The following is a 19457-nucleotide window of genomic DNA, read 5'->3' as shown; positions in this document are numbered from 1 at the left end:
CCCACATGGCGAGTGAAGAGCAACTGGTCGAGTATCTGCGCAGGGTGACCACCGAGCTCCATGACACGCGTCGGCGTCTGGCGCGGGAGGAGGACCGCAGGCACGAGCCGATCGCGGTCGTCGGGATGGCCTGCCGCTTCCCGGGCGGCGTGTCCTCTCCGGAGGACCTCTGGGACCTCGTGGCCGCGGGGAAGGACGCCATCGAGGACTTCCCGACCGACCGCGGCTGGGACCTGGAGTCGCTCTACCACCCGGACCCGGCCAACTACGCCACCAGCTACGTGCGCCACGGCGGTTTCGTGGACGACGCCGGATCCTTCGACGCCGACTTCTTCGGCATCAGCCCGCGCGAGGCGCTGGCGATGGACCCGCAGCAGCGCCTGATGCTGGAGACGTCCTGGGAGCTGTTCGAACGGTCCGGCATCGACCCCGTCTCCCTCAAAGGCAGCCTCACGGGCGTCTACGCGGGCGTGTCGAGCGAGGACTACATGTCCCAACTCCCGCGCATACCCGAGGGGTTCGAGGGGCACGCCACCACCGGCAGCCTCACCAGTGTCATCTCCGGCCGGGTGGCCTACAACTACGGCCTCGAGGGCCCCGCCGTCACCGTCGACACGGCCTGCTCCGCGTCGCTCGTCGCCATCCACCTGGCGAGCCAGGCGCTGCGCCAGGGCGAGTGCGACCTGGCCCTCGCGGGCGGGGTGCTCGTGCTGTCGAGCCCGCTGATGTTCACCGAGTTCTGCCGTCAGCGCGGACTCGCGCCCGACGGCCGCTGCAAGCCGTTCGCCGCCGCGGCCGACGGCACCGGCTTCTCCGAGGGCATCGGCCTGATCCTGCTGGAACGCCTCTCGGACGCCCGCCGCAACGGCCACAACGTCCTGGCCGTCGTCCGCGGCTCGGCGGTCAACCAGGACGGCGCGAGCAACGGCCTGACCGCCCCCAACGACGCCGCGCAGGAACAGGTCATCCGAGCCGCCCTCGCCGGCGCCCGCCTCTCCCCGGCCGAGGTGGACGCGGTCGAGGCCCACGGCACCGGCACGAAACTGGGCGACCCCATCGAGGCCGGCGCCTTGCTCGCCACCTATGGCCAACACCGTGAGCGGCCCCTCCTGCTCGGCTCCCTCAAGTCCAACATCGGCCACACGCACGCCACCGCGGGCGTCGCCGGAGTCATCAAGACCGTCATGGCGATCCGCAACGGCCTGGTGCCCGCGACCCTCCACGTCGAGGAACTCAGCCCGCACGTCGACTGGGACGCGGGCGCGGTCGAGGTCGTCACCGAGTCCACCCTCTGGCCCGAGACCGGCCACCCGCGCCGGGCCGGAGTCTCCGCGTTCGGCATCTCGGGGACCAACGCGCATCTGATCCTGGAAGAGGCGCCCGCGGAAGAGGCGCCCGCGGAAGAGGCACCCGTGGCAGAGGCGGCCGAGGGGGAGGCGCCGGAGCAGGCGCCGGAGGGCGCGGCCGGCGTCGTCCCGTCCGTGGTGGGAAGTGCGGTGGTGCCGTGGGTGGTTTCCGGCAGGACGCCCGAGGCGTTGCGCGAACAGGCGCGGCGTCTCGGCGAGTTCGTGGCCGGGGACACGGAGGCGCTGCCGGGCGAGGTCGGTTGGTCGCTGGCGACGACAAGGTCGGTGTTCGAGCACCGGGCCGTGGTGGTGGGCCGGGACCGGGACGCGTTGACGGACGGTCTTGAGGCGTTGGCGTCCGGAGCGGTGTCTCCGGATGTGGTGTCGGGGGTCGCGTCCGGTGATGTGGGTCCCGGGCCGGTTCTGGTGTTCCCGGGGCAGGGGTCGCAGTGGGTGAGGATGGGTGCCCAACTGCTGGATGAGTCACCCGTGTTCGCGGCGCGGATCGCCGAGTGCGAGCAGGCCCTGTCTTCGTACGTTGACTGGTCGTTGCGTGAGGTGTTGCGCGGGGACGGGAGTGAACTGGCGCGGGTCGAGGTCGTGCAGCCGGTGTTGTGGGCTGTCATGGTCTCGCTGGCCGCGGTCTGGGCGGATCAGGGGATCGTTCCGGCCGCCGTGATCGGGCATTCGCAGGGTGAGATGGCTGCCGCGTGTGTGGCGGGTGCGCTGTCGCTGGAGGATGCGGCGCGGATTGTGGCGGTGCGAAGTGACGCGCTGCGTCAGCTTCAGGGGCACGGTGACATGGCCTCCGTCGGTGCCGGTGCTGAGCGAGTCGTTGAGCTGATCGGGGACCGGCCGGGGGTGAGTATCGCTGCCGTCAACGGGCCCTCTTCGACAGTCATTTCGGGGTCGCCGGAGCATGTGGCGGCCGTCGTCGCCGAGGCGGAAGAAGCCGGGTTGCGGGCTCGCGTGATCGACGTCGGTTACGCCTCCCACAACCCGCAGATCGACGCGTTGCGCGACCTGCTTACTGAGCGCTTGGCCGACATCCGGCCCGCCACCACTGACATCGCGTTCTACTCGACCGTCACCGCCGAACGCCTCGACGACACCACCGCGCTGGACACCGACTACTGGGTCACCAACCTCCGTCAGCAGGTCCGTTTCGCCGACACGGTCGAAGCCCTGTTGGCCGACGGCTACCGGCTGTTCATCGAGGCCAGCGCCCACCCCGTGCTGGGTCTCGGCATGGAGGAGACGATCGAGCGGGCGGACGTGTCCGCCACCGTCGTGCCGACCTTGCGCCGCGACCACGGTGACACCGCCCAGCTGACCCGTGCCGCCGCGCAGGCGTTCGCCGCGGGTGCGGAGGTCGACTGGCGGCGCTGGTTCCCGGTCGAGCCGACCCCTCGTACCGTCGACCTGCCCACGTACGCCTTCCAGCGCCGCCGCTACTGGCTGGCCGACTCGGTGAACCGCGACGACGTCGGGCAACAGGGGCAGACCGGGTCCGGGCACGCGCAGTTGCCCACCGCTGTCACGCTCGCCGACGGGGGAGTGGTGCTCACCGGCCGGGTCTCCGCCGAGCGCGGGGGTTGGCTTGGCGGGCACGTGGTGGCCGGGACCGTTCTGGTGCCGGGTGCGGCATTGGTCGAGTGGGTGTTGCGGGCCGCCGACGACGCGGGTTGCGCGACGCTCCAGGAACTCACGCTCCAGGCGCCCGCGATGCTGCCCGAGACCGGCGGCCTCCAGGTGCAGGTCGTCGTGGACGCCGCCGACGACCAGGGCAGGAGCGACGTACGCGTGTACTCGCGTCCTGAGCGGGACGCCGGGGCGGTGTGGGTGTGCCATGCGGTCGGCGAGCTCGCGCGGGAGCCGGGGGCGAGGCCTGTGCGGCAGGCGGCCGGTGCGTGGCCTCCGGCCGGGGCGGAACCGGTCGACGTGGGCGCGTTCTATGACGGTGTCGCCGCCGCAGGGTACGAGTACGGTCCCGCGTTCCGCGGACTGCGTGCGATGTGGCGCCAGGGAGAGGAGCTGCTGGCGGAGGTGGAGCTGCCGGAGCAGGCCGGATCGCCCGCCGGGTTCGGCATCCATCCCGCGCTGCTGGACGCCGCCCTGCACCCGCTGCTGGCACAGCGCAGCCTGGAAGGGGCCGAGTCCGGCGCCGGTGCAGGGGCCGCGAGGGAGCAGGTGCTGCTGCCCTTCACCTGGAGCGGTGTCTCGCTGTGGGCCACCGAGGCGACGACCGTCCGCGTGCGGATCAGTGGGCTGCGCGGGACGGGCGAGGGCGGAGGTGAGGGTGAGGAGACGGTGTCGTTGGCCGTCACCGATCCCGCCGGGGCGCCCGTGCTGGACGTCGAGGAGCTGCGGCTGCGGTCCACCAGTGCCCGGCAGGTGCGGGCGGCAGTGGGGTCCGGTGCCGATGGGCTGTACGAACTGCGGTGGACTCCGCTGCCCGTTCCGGCGGCTGTGGAGGGGCCCGGGGACGCGGATGCGGCCGACTGTGTGACGCTCGGTGGGCTGGACGTCGAGGGTGTACGGGGGTTGGTCGAAGCCGACGTCACGGTGCCCTCCGTGGTGCTGGCCCCCGTGGACGTCCCGGACGCGGTGGCCGGCGAGGACGGACTGGCCCTGACAGTACGTGTGTTGAGCGTCGTCCAGGCGTTTCTCGCCGAACCCCGCTTCGAGCGGACGCAGCTCGTCTTCGTCACCCGGGGCGCGGCCGGTCCCGATGGGAGCGACGGAGTGTCGTACGCCCCGAACCCGGCGGGCGCGGCCGTATGGGGCCTGGTCCGCAGCGCACAGTCGGAGAACCCTGGCCGGTTCCTCCTGCTCGACCTCGACACGGACGACGCGCTCGACCATGACGACGCAGGGATTCTGCCCGCGGTCCGGTGCGCCGTCGACGCGGACGAGGCGCAAGTCGCCCTGCGTGGAGGGAATGTGTTGGTTCCCCGGTGGGCACGGGCCGACGCGTCGGCCGAGCTGGCCGGGCCGCCCGGGGCCCCGGCGTGGCGGCTCGTCGGCGGTGCATCGGGAACGCTCGACGCCGTCGAAGCCGTGGCCTGCGACGAGGTGCTGCGCCCGTTGGAGCCGGGCCAGGTCCGGATCGCGGTGCACACGGCCGGTGTCAACTTCCGTGACGTCCTGATCGCGCTGGGCATGTATCCGGACGCCGAGGCGCTGCCCGGCACCGAGGCGGCCGGTGTGGTGACGGACGTCGGCCCTGGCGTTACCGGACTGGCGCCTGGCGACCGTGTGATGGGCATGCTGGAAGGCGCCTTCGGGCCGTGGGCCGTCGCCGACGCGCGCATGCTTTCGCCTGTTCCGGACGGCTGGGACACGCGGCAGGCGGCCGCCGCCCCGGCCGCGTTCCTCACCGCTTGGTACGGCCTGGTCGAGTTGGCCGGGTTGAAGGCGGGCGAGCGTGTGTTGATCCATGCCGCCACGGGTGGTGTGGGGATGGCGGCGGTGCAGATCGCCCGGCATCTTGGTGCGGAGGTGTTCGCCACCGCGAGTCCGGCCAAGCACGGCGTGCTGGAGGAGATGGGCATCGACGCCGCCCACCGTGCCTCCTCGCGCGACGCCGCGTTCGAGGAAGCGTTCCGGCAGGCCACCGGCGGCCGCGGTGTGGACGTCGTACTCAACAGCCTGACCGGTGAACTCCTGGACGCATCCCTGCGGTTGCTCGGCGCGGGCGCGGATGCGGGTACGCGTTCTGGTGGGCGCTTCGTCGAGATGGGCAAGAGTAACCCCCGAGACCCCGAACTGATCGCGCTGGAGCACCCCGGAGTGTCGTACGAGGCCTTCGACCTGGTCGCCGACGCCGGGCCCGAGCGGCTCGGGCGGATGCTCGGCCGGCTCGGCGGTCTCTTCGCCGACGGGACACTCGTCCCGCTGCCGGTCGCGGCGCGCCCCCTGGGCCGGGCGCCCGAGGTGTTCCGGTACATGAGCCAGGCGAAGCACACCGGCAAACTCGTGCTCGACGTACCCGCACCGCTCGACCCCGACGGCACCGTCCTCGTCACCGGAGGCACCGGCACCATCGGCGCCGCCGTGGCCGAACACCTGGCGCGTACGGGCGAGAGCAGGCATCTGCTCATCGCGAGCCGCAGCGGCGGAGCGGCCGCGGGCGCGGATGGACTCGCCTCGCGCATCGCCGAACTGGGCGCCGAGGTCACCTTCGCCGCTGTCGACGTGAGTGAGCCGGGCGCCGTCGCCGAGCTGATCGCCGGGATCGACCCGGCGCACCCGCTGACCGGCGTCGTCCACGCCGCCGGTGTGCTCGACAACGCCATGATCGGCGGTCAGAGCCCCGAAAGTCTCACCAGGGTGTGGGCGGCCAAGGCGGCGGCAGCAGATGAACTCCACCGAGCGACGCGGGAGTTGCGGCTCGGTCTGTTCGTGACGTTCTCCTCCTTCGCCTCCACTCTCGGCACCCCCGGTCAGGCCAACTATGCCTCCGCCAACGCCTACTGCGACGCGCTCGCCGCGCACCGTCGCGCGGAGGGCCTATCCGGGCTCTCCGTGGCGTGGGGGCTGTGGGAGGCCACCAGCGGCCTGACCGGCACACTGTCCGCGGCCGACCGTGCCCGCATCGACCGGTACGGCATCAGGCCGACCAGCGCGGCCCGCGGCTGTGCCCTGCTGACCGCCGCGCGCACCCACGGGCGCCCCGACCTGCTCGCCATGGACCTGGACCCCCGTGTCCCGGCCGCCTCGGGCGCCCCGGTCCCCGCCGTACTGCGCACGCTGGCAACGACGGGAACGACCGCCGCCGCCCGTCCCACCGCGGCCGCGGCCGGCGAGGCGACGGACTGGTCCGGCAGGCTCGCCGGTCTCACCGCCGACGAACAACTCGACCTGCTCACCACGCTGGTGCGCACCCAGGCGGCGGGAGTCCTCGGCCACGCCGACCCGGACGCGGTGCAGGTGGACACGCCGTTCAAGGAACTCGGCTTCGACTCGCTCACCGCCGTGGAGCTCCGCAACAGGCTCGCCGCCGCGACCGGCCTGAAGCTGCCCGCGGCGCTCGTCTTCGACTACCCGCAGGCCCACGTGCTCGCCGCCCACCTGGCCGAACGGCTCGCCCCCGACGCGGCGGCACGGGCGACGAACGGCGACATGACCGCCCAGGTCCTCCAGGAGGTGGCGCGGGTCGAGCACGTCCTGTCCGCCGCCGTCGCCCAGGGCCTGGACCAGGCGGCCGTCGCGGCCCGCCTGGAGGCACTGCTCGCCCGTTTCGCGGCGAGCACGGCCGCGGCGACGGACGGCGACGACGCGGTGGACCAGCTGGAGACGGCCACCGCCGAGCAAGTACTGGACTTCATCGACAACGAACTCGGGGTGTGAGCCGCGTGCCGGCCGCACACCTCGCGTCGCGATCACGGGCGGGGAGTTAAAGCGCACATGGTGAGCGAAGAGAAACTGGTCGACTACCTCAAGCGTGTCTCCGCGGACCTGCACGCCACCCGGCAGCGGCTGCGCGAGGCGGAGGAGCGCGACCAGGAACCGGTGGCCGTCGTCGAGACGGCCTGCCGCTACCCCGGCGGCGTCCGCACCCCCGAAGACCTGTGGGAGCTGGTCTCCGCGGGCGGCAACGCGCTGGGCGCCTTCCCCGACAACCGGGGATGGGACCTGGAGCGGCTCTTCCACCCCGACCCCGACCACCCCGGGACGAGCTACGCACGCGAGGGCGGCTTCGTCCACGACGTCGACCGGTTCGACCCCGAGTTCTTCGGCATCAGCCCGCGCGAGGCCGCGGTCCTCGACCCGCAGCAGCGGCTGCTGCTGGAGTGTGCCTGGGAGGCGTTGGAACGCGCGGGCATCGACCCGCAGTCGCTGCGGGGCAGCAGCACCGGCGTGTACGCGGGCGCCGCGCTGCCCGGCTTCGGCACGCCGCACATCGACGCGGCCGCCGAGGGACACCTGGTCACGGGCAGCGCCCCGAGCGTCCTCTCGGGCCGCCTCGCCTACACCTTCGGACTCGAAGGGCCCGCGGTGACGATCGACACCGCCTGCTCGTCGTCGCTCGTCGCCGTGCACCTCGCCGCGCACGCGCTCCGGCGGCGCGAGTGCGACCTGGCCCTCGCGGGCGGCGTCACCGTCATGCCCACGCCGTACGTCTTCACCGAGTTCTCCCGACAGCGCGGACTGGCCGCCGACGGCCGCTGCAAGCCGTTCGCGGCCGCCGCCGACGGCACCGCGTTCTCCGAGGGCGCCGGACTCCTCGTACTCGAACGCCTCTCCGACGCCCGTCGCGCCGGGCACCGGGTGCTCGCCGTCATCCGTGGCTCGGCCGTCAACCAGGACGGCGCGAGCAACGGGCTCACCGCCCCCAACGGGCCGTCCCAGCAGCGCGTGATCCGTGCCGCCCTCGCCGGGGCGCGGCTCTCGCCCGCGGAGGTCGACGCGGTCGAGGCGCACGGCACGGGTACGCGGCTCGGCGACCCGATCGAGGCCGACGCGCTCCTCGCCACGTACGGACAGGAGCGGCACGAGGGCCGGCCGCTGTGGCTCGGCTCGGTCAAGTCCAACATCGGGCACACGCAGGGCGCCGCCGGGGCGGCGGGCCTCATCAAGATGGTGCAGGCACTGCGGCACGGGAAGCTGCCCGCCACGCTGTACGTCGACGAGCCCACGCCGCACGCCGACTGGGAGTCGGGCGCGGTGCGGCTGCTCACGGAGCCGGTCGCGTGGCCGCAGGGCGAGCGGGTCCGCCGGGCGGGGGTCTCGTCGTTCGGCATCTCCGGCACGAACGCCCACCTCATCCTGGAGGAGGCGCCTTCGGGCGACGCGGCCGCGGACGCGGAGGGGGCCTCGGCCGAGGGGCCCGTCGGTGGTGCCCGGCCTTCTGTGGCGGTGATCGGTGCGACGGGTTCCCGAGCGGGGGAGCGGTCGCCGGTGCCATGGCTGCTGTCGGCGCGTACGCCTGAGGCACTGCGCGCACAGGCGGAGGCGTTGAGGGGGTACGTCGCGGGGCGGGATGACGTCGCGGAGCGGGACCACGTCGCGGCGCGGGAAGGCGAGGACGGCCAGGGGCATCAGGACAGTCACGTCGGCGTCGCCGGGACCCTGCTCCGACGCACCCTCTTCGAGCACCGTGCGGTCGTGCTCGGTGCCGGGCACGGTGAACGGGTCGCCGCGCTGGCCGCGCTCGCGGGTGGACGCGCGCACCCCGCCCTCGCCCGTGCCTCCGGCCCCGCCCGGACCGGAGGCACCGCCTTCCTCTTCACCGGGCAGGGAAGCCAACGGCCCGGCATGGGCGCCCAGTTGTACGCCGCCTTCGATCCGTTCGCGCGGTCGCTGGACGACACCTGCGCCCACCTGGACCCGCTGCTCGAACAGCCCCTGCGGGACACCCTGTTCGCCCCCGCCGACACCGCGCGGGCCGCCGCGCTGCACGGGACCGGTGTGACCCAGGCCGCCCTGTTCGCTCTCGAAGTCGCCCTCCACCGACTGGTGACATCCTTCGGGATCACCCCGAGCCACCTGACGGGCCACTCCGTCGGCGAGATCGCCGCCGCACACGTCGCCGGGGTGCTCACCCTGCCCGACGCCTGCGCACTGGTCGCCGCTCGGGGACGCCTCATGCAGGCCCTCCCCACGGGTGGCGCGATGCTCGCCGTGCAGGCGGCCGAGGACGACGTGCTGACCCTGCTCGCCGGACGCGAGGACAGTCTCTCCCTCGCCGCCGTCAACGGCCCCGCCGCCGTCGTCGTGTCCGGCGCCGCCGACGCCGTCGCCGACGTGGAGCGGACCCTGCGCGGGCGCGGACTCAAGACCAAGCGGCTCAACGTCAGCCACGCCTTCCACTCACCGCTCATCGAGCCCATGCTCGACGACTTCCGTGCCGTGGCCCGCACCCTGACGTTCCGTGCGCCGACCGTGCCCGTCGTCTCCAACCTCACCGGCCGCCTCGCCGACGCGGAACTGCTCGCCGACCCCGAGTACTGGGTGCGGCACGTGCGGCAGCCCGTGCGGTTCCACGACGGGCTGCGCACGCTGGGGGACCTGGGCGTCGTGCGGTACCTGGAGCTGGGGCCCGACCCCGTCCTCGCCACGATGGTCCAGGACTGCCTGCCCGCCCGGACAGGTGACGAGGAGGACGCCGAGCCGGTCGTCACCGCCGCACTGCGTTCCGGACACGACGAGGCCCGCACGCTGCTCGGTGCCGTCGCCGCGCTGCACGTCGACGGGCAACCGGCCGACCTCACCGCCCTCGTCCCCGCCGACGCGGAACAACTGCCCCTGCCCACCTATCGGTTCCAGCGCCGCCGCTACTGGCGCGCCGCCCCCGACGCCGCCGCCCCGGCACGCGCGGCCGGCCTCCAGGAGACCGGCCACCCCCTCCTGCCCGCCGTCATCCGCCAGGCCGACGGCGGCCTGCTGCTCGCGGGACGCCTATCCCTGCGTACGCAACCGTGGCTCGGCGACCACGCCATCGCGGGCGGCGTACCGCTGCCCGCCACCGCGTTCGTCGAACTCGCCCTGCTCGCGGGGCGGCACGGCGACTGCGACACGCTCGACGACCTGACGCTGGAGACGCCGCTGCTGCTCGACGACTCCGACTCCGACTCGGGGGTCGGTGGCGGTACCGGTGGCGGTGGTGCCGATGCCGTGAAGGTGCAGGTCGCCCTGAGCGCGCCGGACGGTTCCGGCCGCCGCACCCTCACCGTCCACTCCCGGCCCGCGGGCGCCGAAGGCGGCGACGAGGCGGGCGGGGACGGCGAGGGCGGCGACCCGTACGGGTGGCGCCGCCACGCCACCGGCGTCCTCACGCTCACGACGAGCCGGGCCACCGAACCGCCCGCGCCCGAGGCCGCCGCCTGGCCGCCCGCCGAGGCCACCCCTCTCGACGTGGACGCGCTGTACGCCCGCCTCGACGAGCAGGGCTACAGCTACGGGCCCGCCTTCCGCGCCGTACACGCCGCCTGGCGGCACGGCGACGACCTGTACGCGGATGTCCGCCTCGCCGACGAACAGCGCGCCGATGCCGACGCGTTCGCCCTTCACCCGGCCCTCTTCGACGCGGCTCTGCACGTCGTGGACGAGCTGTACCGCGGCGAGGGCGGCGGCGGACCCGAAACCGGCGACGCCCCGGAAGCGCCGGTGCGGCTCCCCTTCTCCTTCAGCGACGTACGCCACCACGCAACCGGCGCGACACGTCTGCGTGTCCGGCTCAGTCCCCAGGGCGACGACCAGCTGCGCCTCACGCTGACCGACACGGAGGGCGCCCCCGTCGCGACGGTCGACTCCCTGCGGCTGCGTATCGTCGCCGCCGACCGCTGGCGCTCCGCCCGCCCGGCGGCCGCGCCCCCGCTCCACCACCTGGACTGGCAGCACCTGCCGCTGCCGGACGCGGCGCCGACGGCCGCCACGTGGGCCGTGCTCGGCGCCGACGACTGCGGGCTCGGCCCGGCCGTGTCCCGTCACGCGGACCTGGCCGCCCTGACGGACGCGGTGGCGGACGGCGAACCCGTACCGGACTTGGTCTTCGCACCCATGTCTGTCGCCGGGTACGCGGCCGCGGCGCCCCTTCGGGGCGAGGCTGCGAGCGACGACCTCCCCACTCGTGTACGGGCACATGCCCAGCACGCCCTCGACCTGCTGCGCGCGTGGTTCGCCGCGGAGACGTTCGGCTCCGCCCGCCTCGTCATCCTCACCACGGGCGCCGTCACCGCCGGCCCGGACGACGCCCCCGCCGACCTGGCCACCGCACCGCTCTGGGGCCTGGTCCGCGCAGCCCAGGCCGAACAGCCCGACCGCGTCCTGCTGGTCGACACCGACCGGACCCCGGAGTCACACCACGCCGTGCCCACGGCCCTGACGACGGCGACCACGCACGCGGCAGAACCAGAACTGGCCCTGCGCGCGGGCACGGCACTGGTACCACGCCTCACCGCGACCGCATCCCCGGCACCGTCCCTCAGCCCGGCCCCGGCGCCGACACTGGCCACATCGTCGGCCGCGAGTGCGAGCCCGGCCCCGGGTCCGGCCTCTGATCCGGCGTCGGGTTCGGCCTCGGCCGCAGGGTCGGCCGCGAGTGCGCCCCCGGCCCCGGCCTCTGAACCGGCCGAGGGTTCCGCCTCGGCCGCGAGTGTGACCCCGGGTCCGGCTTCTGAACCGGCGTTGGGTTCGGCGTCGGCCGCGGTCCCGGCCCCGGCCTCTGGTCCGGCGTCGGGTGCGACCTCGGGCGCGGCGTCGGCCGCCAGTGCGACCCCGACCCCGGTCCCGGCCTCTGAACCGGCCCCGGGTTCGGCCTCGGTTTCGGCCTCGGCCGCAGCGTCGGCCGCGAGTCCGAAACCGATCCCGACCTCAACCCCGACTTCGGCCTCCCCCTCACCCACCCCCCTCATCCCCCCGACCGGCACCACCCTCATCACCGGCGGTACCGGCGGGCTGGGGCGGGCCGTCGCCCGGCATCTCGCCGACGCGCACGGCGCCCGGCACCTGCTCCTCGTGAGCCGCCGCGGCGAGGCCGCCGAAGGTGTCGCCGAGTTGCGCGCCGACCTCGCGGAGGACGGCGTCGACGTACGCGTAGCCGCCTGCGACATCACCGACCCCGACGCGCTGGCCCGGCTCATCGCCGACATCCCCGCCGCCCACCCCCTCACCGCCGTCGTCCACACCGCGGGCGTCGTCGACGACGGCCTCATCGCGTCCATGACCCCCGAACGGCTCGACGCCGTCCTCGCGCCCAAGGCCGACGCGGCCTGGACCCTCCACGAGCTCACCCGCGACATGGACCTGTCCGCGTTCGTCCTCTTCTCCTCCGGCGCCTCCGTCCTCGGCAACGGCGGCCAGGCCAACTACGCCGCCGCCAACACCTTCCTCAACACCCTCGCCGAACACCGCCGCGCCCAGGGCCTCGCCGCGACCTCCCTGGCCTGGGGCCTGTGGGAGTCCGCGTCCGGCGGCATGGCCGCCCGGCTCGGCGACACCGACCGCGCCCGCATCCACCGCACCGGCGTCGCCGGCCTCACCGACGAGCAGGCCCTCGCCCTCTTCGACGCCGCCCTGACGGCCCCGCACCCCACGGTCCTCGCCACCCGCTTCGACCGCGCCGTACTGCGCGCGCAAGCCGCCGCCCACACCCTCCAGCCCGCCCTGCGCGGCCTGGTGCGCACTCCCCGGCCCACCGTGACCGCCTCCGGAGACAGCACCGAGACTCCGACCTCCTGGAGCGCCCGCCTCGCGCGGCTCTCCGCCGCCGACCGGGACCGCGCCTTGAGCGACCTCGTCCGCGAACAGATCGCGACCGTCCTCGCCCACCCCTCACCCGAGACGCTCGAACTCGGCCGCGCTTTCCAGGAGTTGGGCTTCGACTCGCTCACCGCCCTGGAACTCCGCAACCGCCTCTCCACCGCCACGGGCATCCGCCTCCCCGCGACCCTCATCTTCGACCACCCCAGCCCCACCGCCCTCGTACGCCATCTCCGCAGCCACCTGCCCGACACGGAGGCGTCGACCTCCCCGGCCGTCCCCGCCCCGGTGACGCGCACCACCGCCACCGACGACGACCCCATCGCCATCGTCGGCATGGCCTGCCACTACCCGGGCGGCGTGACCTCGCCCGAGCAACTGTGGAGCCTCGTCGCCACCGGCACCGACGCCATCGGACCGTTCCCCGAGGACCGCGGCTGGGACACGGCCGGCCTCTTCGACCCCGACCCCGACCAGGTCGGCCACAGCTACACCCGAGAAGGCGGCTTCCTCTACGACGCCGCCCGGTTCGACGCGGGCTTCTTCGGCATCAGCCCCCGCGAGGCCGCCGCCACCGACCCCCAACAGCGCCTGCTCCTCGAAACCGCATGGCAGGCCTTCGAGCACGCGGGCATCGACCCCGCCACGCTCCGCGGTACCCCGTGCGGCGTCATCACCGGGATCATGTACGACGACTACGGCTCCCGCTTCCTCGCCCGCAAACCGGACGGCTTCGAGGGCCGCATCATGACCGGCAGCACCCCGAGCGTCGCCTCCGGCCGCGTCGCGTACACCTTCGGCCTTGAGGGCCCCGCCATCACGGTGGACACGGCATGCTCCTCGTCGCTCGTCGCCATGCACCTGGCCTCCCAGGCCCTGCGGCAGGGCGAGTGCGAGCTCGCCCTCGCGGGCGGCGTGACCGTCATGGCCACCCCCAACACCTTCGTGGAGTTCTCCCGCCAGCGCGGCCTCGCCCCCGACGGCCGCTGCAAGCCGTTCGCCGCCACCGCCGACGGAACCGGCTGGGGCGAGGGTGCCGGCCTCGTCGTCCTGGAACGCCTCTCCGACGCCCGCCGCAACGGCCACCGGGTTCTCGCCCTGCTGCGCGGTTCAGCGGTGAACCAGGACGGCGCGAGCAACGGCCTGACCGCGCCCAACGGCCCCTCCCAGGAGCGCGTCATCCGCGCCGCCCTGGCCGGCGCGGGCAGCGCGCCCGACGACGTGGACGTCGTGGAGGCCCACGGCACGGGCACCACGCTGGGCGACCCCATCGAGGCACAGGCACTGCTGGCCACGTACGGCCAAGGGCGCACCGAGGAACGGCCGTTGTGGCTCGGCTCGGTGAAGTCGAACATCGGACACACGCAGGCCGCGGCCGGTGTGGCGGGTGTCATCAAGATGGTGATGGCCCTCCAGAACGACCTGATGCCGGCGACACTGCACGCCGACGAACCGACTCCGCACGTGGAGTGGGACGCCGGCGGCGTACGCCTGCTGACCGAACCCGTCCCGTGGACACGCGGCGAGCGCGCGCGACGCGCCGGGGTGTCGTCCTTCGGGATCTCCGGGACGAATGCGCATCTGATTCTGGAGGAGGCGCCGCGGCAGGCGGCAGCAGTGGAGGCTGTCGCGGTACCGCCGGGTGCGGTGGTGCCGTGGGTGGTTTCCGGGCGGACGCCCGAGGCGTTGCGTGAACAGGCGCGCAGGCTGGGCGAGTTCGTCGCGGGGGACGTGGGCGCGTTGCCGGGTGAGGTCGGGTGGTCGTTGGCGACGACGCGGTCGGTGTTCGAGCACCGGGCCGTGGTGGTCGGCCGCGGCCGCGAGGAGCTGGTGGCCGGGCTCGCTGCGCTGGCCGGGGGTGAGGTGTCGGCGGATGTCGTGTCCGGCGCGGCGACCTCGGCCGGGGCCGGGCCGGTGCTGGTCTTTCCCGGGCAGGGCTCGCAGTGGGTGGGCATGGGCGCCCAACTTCTGGATGAGTCTGCCGTGTTCGCGGCGCGGATCGCCGAGTGCGAGCAGGCGCTGTCAGCCTACGTGGACTGGTCGTTGCGTGAGGTGTTGCGCGGGGACGGGTCCGAACTGGCGCGGGTCGAGGTTGTGCAGCCGGTGCTGTGGGCTGTGATGGTCTCGCTCGCGGCCGTCTGGGCCGATCAGGGCATTACTCCGGCTGCGGTGATCGGGCATTCGCAGGGTGAGATGGCTGCCGCGTGTGTGGCGGGTGCGCTGTCGCTGGAGGATGCGGCGCGGATCGTAGCCGTACGAAGTGACGCGCTGCGCCAGCTTCAGGGGCACGGCGACATGGCCTCCGTCGGAGCCAGTGCCGAGCGGGTCGTCGAGCTGATCGGGGACCGGCCGGGCGTGAGCGTCGCGGCCGTCAACGGGCCCTCTTCGACGGTCATTTCGGGGTCGCCGGAGCATGTGGCGGCTGTCGTCGCCGAGGCGGAGGCGGCCGGGTTGCGGGCTCGCGTGATCGATGTCGGTTACGCCTCCCACAACCCGCAGATCGACGCACTGCACGACCTGCTCACCGAGCGCCTGGCCGACATCCGGCCCACCACCACCGACGTCGCGTTCTACTCCACCGTCACGGCCGAGCGACTGGCGGACACCACCGCACTGGACACCGCCTACTGGGTCACCAACCTCCGTCAGCCGGTCCGCTTCGCCGACACCATCAACGCGCTCCTCGCCGACGGCTACCGCCTCTTCATCGAGGCCAGCCCCCACCCCGTCCTCAACCTCGGCATGGAAGGGACCATCGAACAGGCCGACGTGAGTGCCACCGTCGTGCCCACCCTGCGCCGCGACCACGGCGACAGCGCCCAGCTCGCCCGCGCCGCCGCCCACGCCTTCACCGCCGGAGCCGACCTCGACTGGCGCCGCTGGTTCCCGGCCGACCCCACCCCCCGCACCATCACCCTCCCCACCTACGCCTTCCAACACCAGCACTACTGGCTGGACGAACCCGCCGGAGCCGCCGGAGACGCCGTCGATCTCGGCATGGCCTCGGCCGGGCACCCGCTGCTCGGCGCCTGCGTGGAACTCGCCGACGCCGACTCGTACTTGCTCACCGGGCGGCTCTCCCGTACGGCCCCGTCCTGGCTGGCCGAACACGTGGTGGCGGGAACTGCCCTCGTGCCGGGTGCCGCGATCGTGGAGTGGGTGCTGCGGGCCGCCGACGAGGCGGGCTGCGCGACCGTCGACGAGCTGATGCTGCAGGCGCCGCTCGTGCTGCCCGACGACGGTGGACTGCAGATCCAGGTGGCCCTGGGGGCGGCCGACGAGCAGGACGGCCGGCGCGACGTACGCGTGTACTCGCGTCCCGATCAGGTGGGTGGTGCCGACTGGCTGTGCAACGCCGTCGGAGTCGTGGGCTCGGAAGTCGTCGCTGAATCAGCCGCGTTGGACGAGCAGTGGCCGCCGCCCGGTGCCGAAGCCGTGGATGTGGAGGGCTTCTACTCGCGGGCCGCGGAGGCGGGGTACGAGTACGGCCCCGCGTTCCAGGGACTTGGCGCGCTGTGGCGGCACGGGACGGAGTTGCTCGCCGAGGTGGAGCTGCCCGAACCGGCCGGCTCGTACGACGGCTTCGGCATCCATCCGGCGCTGCTGGACGCCGCCCTGCATCCGCTCATGCTCCTCGACCGGCCCGCGGACGGGCAGATGTGGCTCCCGTACGCGTGGAACGGCGTATCGCTCGCGGCGGACGGCGCGACCCGACTCCGCGTCCGGCTCTCCCCGCAGGGGGAGTCCGCCGAGCGCGACCTGAAGGTGGTCATCGCCGACGGGACCGGTGCACCTGTCCTGTCCGTCGACACGCTGACGCTCCGCGCGGCCGACCCCGGCCGACTCGTGGCGGCGTCCGCACGCGGCGGCGTCGACGGGCTCTACACCGTGGACTGGACGCCGCTTCCCGCCCCGGGCGGCGAAGTTCAGGCCTCTGACGCCGTCGCGGGCGGGGACTGGGTCACGCTCCCCGACGGTGCCGGGACGGCTGACGTGGCGGCCGCCGTCGGCAACGCGGTGCCGTGGGCGGTGGTGGCTCACGTCGAGGGCGCCGCGGGTGACGGTCTGCGCGTCGCCGAACGCGTGCTGTCGGTGGTGCAGGACTTCCTGTCCGCACCCGAACTGACGGAGTCCCGTCTCCTCGTCGTGACGCGCGGAGCCGTGGCCGTCGGGGGAGCCGAGTGCGATGACGACGTGGACGCGTCCGCCGCTACCGCCTGGGGCCTCGTGCGAAGCGCCCAGTCGGAGAACCCCGGCCGCTTCGTCCTGCTCGACACCGGTGCTGGTGCTGGCAGCGGCACTGACACCGACCGCGATGTGCTGCCCCAAGCCGTCATACGCCACGCCGTCACCGTCCTCGACGAGCCTCAACTGGGCCTGCGCGACGGGTCCTTGTTCGTTCCGCGTCTGACCCCCACGGGAGCCCCCGAAGAGCTCGTCCCGCCCGTCGGGTCGTCCGCCTGGCGGCTCGGCACCTCCGGCACTGCCACCCTGGAGAACCTCGCGGTGGTCGACGCCCCGGAGGCGCTCGCGCCGTTGGAGGCCGGGCAGGTGCGGGTCTCCGTGCGGGCCGCGGGCATGAACTTCCGGGACGTGCTGATCGCGCTGGGCATGTATCCCGACAAGGGCACCTTCGCGGGGAGCGAGGGAGCGGGGTATGTGACGGAGGTCGGGCCCGGGGTCACGGGGATCGCTGTCGGTGACCGCGTGATGGGGCTGTTCGAGGGTGCGTTCGCGCCGGTGGCGGTGGCGGACGCCCGGATGGTCGTTCCGGTGCCGGAAGGGTGGAGCCTCCAGGAGGCCGCGGCGGTCCCCGTCGTCTTCCTGACCGCGTGGTACGGGCTCGTGGACCTCGGGCGGCTCCGGGTGGGCGAGACCCTGCTCGTGCACGCGGGAACCGGCGGCGTGGGCATGGCCGCCACGCAGATCGCCCGCCACATCGGCGCCGAGGTGTACGCCACCGCGAGCCCGGCCAAGCACGGCGTGCTCGACGGCATGGGCATCGACGCGGAGCATCGCGCCTCGTCCCGCGACCTCGACTTCGAGGGGATCCTGCGGGAGGCGACGGGCGGTCGCGGCATGGACGTCGTACTCAACAGTCTGGCCGGGGAGTTCACCGACGCGTCGCTCCGGCTGCTCGCGCCGGGCGGGCGCATGGTCGACATGGGCAAGACCGACAAGCGCGACCCCGAGCGCGTCGCCGCCGACCACGCGGGCGCGTGGTACCGGGCGTTCGACCTGGTGCCGCACGCGGGACCCGACCGTATCGGCGAAATGCTCGCGGAGATGGGCGAGTTGTTCGCGTCCGGGGTGCTGTCGCCGCTGCCGGTGAAGACGTGGCCGCTGGGTCGGGCGCGGCAGGCGTTCCGGTTCATGAGTCAGGCGAAGCACACCGGCAAACTGGTGCTGGAGATCCCGGCGTCCCTCGACCCGGACGGCACGGTCCTGATCACTGGTGGGACCGGGGTACTGGCCGCCGCGGTGGCCGAGCACGTGGTCGAGAAGTGGGGCGTACGACACCTGTTGCTCGCCGGGCGGCGTGGCCCGGAAGCGCCCGGGAGTCGTGAACTCATCGCCCGAATAAAGGAGTTGGGGGGCGAGGCGTCCGTCGTCGCCGCCGATGTCAGTGACGCGGACGCCGTGGCGGAGCTCGTCGGTAAGACGGACCCCGCCCACCCCCTGACCGGGGTGATCCACGCGGCCGGTGTCCTGGACGACGCCGTGGTCACCGCGCAGACGCCCGCGAGTCTCGCTCGGGTGTGGGCGGCCAAGGCCACCGCCGCGCTCCTTCTGCACGAGGCGACACGGGAGATGCGGCTCGGCCTGTTCGCGGTCTTCTCCTCGGGAGCGGCGACACTCGGCAGCCCGGGGCAGGCCAACTACGCAGCCGCCAACGCCTATTGCGACGCCCTCGTCCGCCGCCGCGCCGAGGGGCTCACCGGCCTCGCGATCGGCTGGGGGCTCTGGCAGACGGCGAGCGGCATGACCGGGCACCTCGGCGAGGCGGACCTGGCACGCATGAAGCGCACCGGGTTCACACCGTTGACCACCGAGAAGGGGTTGGCGCTGCTGGACGCGGCCCGCGCCCACGGCCGCCCCCACGTGGTCGCGGTGGACCTCGACGCACGCGTCGTCGCCGTGCAGCCCGCCGCGTCCCGGCCCGCGCTCCTGCGCGCCCTGGGCGGCGCTGCCCCGGGAACCCGGAGCGTGCGCCGCACCGCGGCCGCGGGCGCCGCGGCAGCGGCGGACGGACTCGCCGCGCGGCTCGCCGGGCTGCCGCCCGCCGAACGGCGCCGCGTGCTGCTCGACCTCGTCCGCGGCAACGTCGCGGGCGTCCTCGGACACGCCGATCACGACGCCGTCCGGCCGGACACGTCGTTCAAGGAGCTCGGCTTCGACTCCCTCACCGCCGTGGAACTGCGCAACCGCCTGGCGGCCGCCACCGGTCTGAAACTGCCCGCGGCCCTCGTCTTCGACTACCCGGAGTCCGCCACCCTCGTCGAACACCTCCTGGAGCGGCTGTCGCCCGACGGCGGACCGCGGCCGCTGAAGGACGCCGCCGACCCGGTGCTCAACGAACTGGGCAGGATCGAGTCCTCTCTGGACGCGCTCGCCCTCGACGACGAGGCGCGGAGCCGCGTCACCAGGCGCCTCAACACCCTCCTGTCCAAGCTGAACGGCTCCGGCTCCGGTTCGGGCGCGGGCTCCGGCGGCGCCGCGGCCGGCGTGGCGGGCCTGGACGCCCTCGACGACGTGTCCGACGACGAGATGTTCGAGTTCATCGACCGTGAGTTGTGACCTGCCGCCGCCTCTCCCGGCCCCCGTACGCCCCGCGCGTACCCCGTCCCCCTGTGCCCTCACTGCTGATGGAGAAGTGACGTCCGATGTCGAGTGCTGAAGTGTCGA

General features: G+C 73.7%; 2 protein-coding genes. Both read left to right on the top strand.

Annotated features, from left to right (window positions below; translation table 11 throughout):
• Positions 1 to 5 precede the first annotated feature (5 nt).
• Positions 6 to 6698, top strand: coding sequence for a type I polyketide synthase (locus DEJ48_RS04610; protein WP_150214699.1), 6693 nt, complete (start codon positions 6 to 8; stop codon positions 6696 to 6698).
• A gap of 57 nt (positions 6699 to 6755) precedes the next feature.
• A complete protein-coding gene (locus DEJ48_RS04605) occupies positions 6756 to 19349 on the top strand; it encodes a type I polyketide synthase (RefSeq protein WP_150214697.1) in 12594 nt (4197 codons plus the stop codon).
• The last annotated feature ends 108 nt before the right edge of the window (positions 19350 to 19457 follow it).

It is taken from the genome of Streptomyces venezuelae, from assembly GCF_008642315.1.
In the GTDB taxonomy this organism is placed as follows: Bacteria; Actinomycetota; Actinomycetes; order Streptomycetales; family Streptomycetaceae; genus Streptomyces; species Streptomyces venezuelae_D.
This window is presented reverse-complemented; position numbering and strand designations above follow the sequence as displayed.

Excerpts from the sequence above, each read along its gene's own strand:
- DEJ48_RS04610 (WP_150214699.1), top strand. The coding sequence starts at position 6 with ATGGCGAGTGAAGAGCAACTGGTCGAGTATCTGCGCAGGGTGACCACC.
- DEJ48_RS04605 (WP_150214697.1), top strand. The coding sequence starts at position 6,756 with ATGGTGAGCGAAGAGAAACTGGTCGACTACCTCAAGCGTGTCTCCGCG.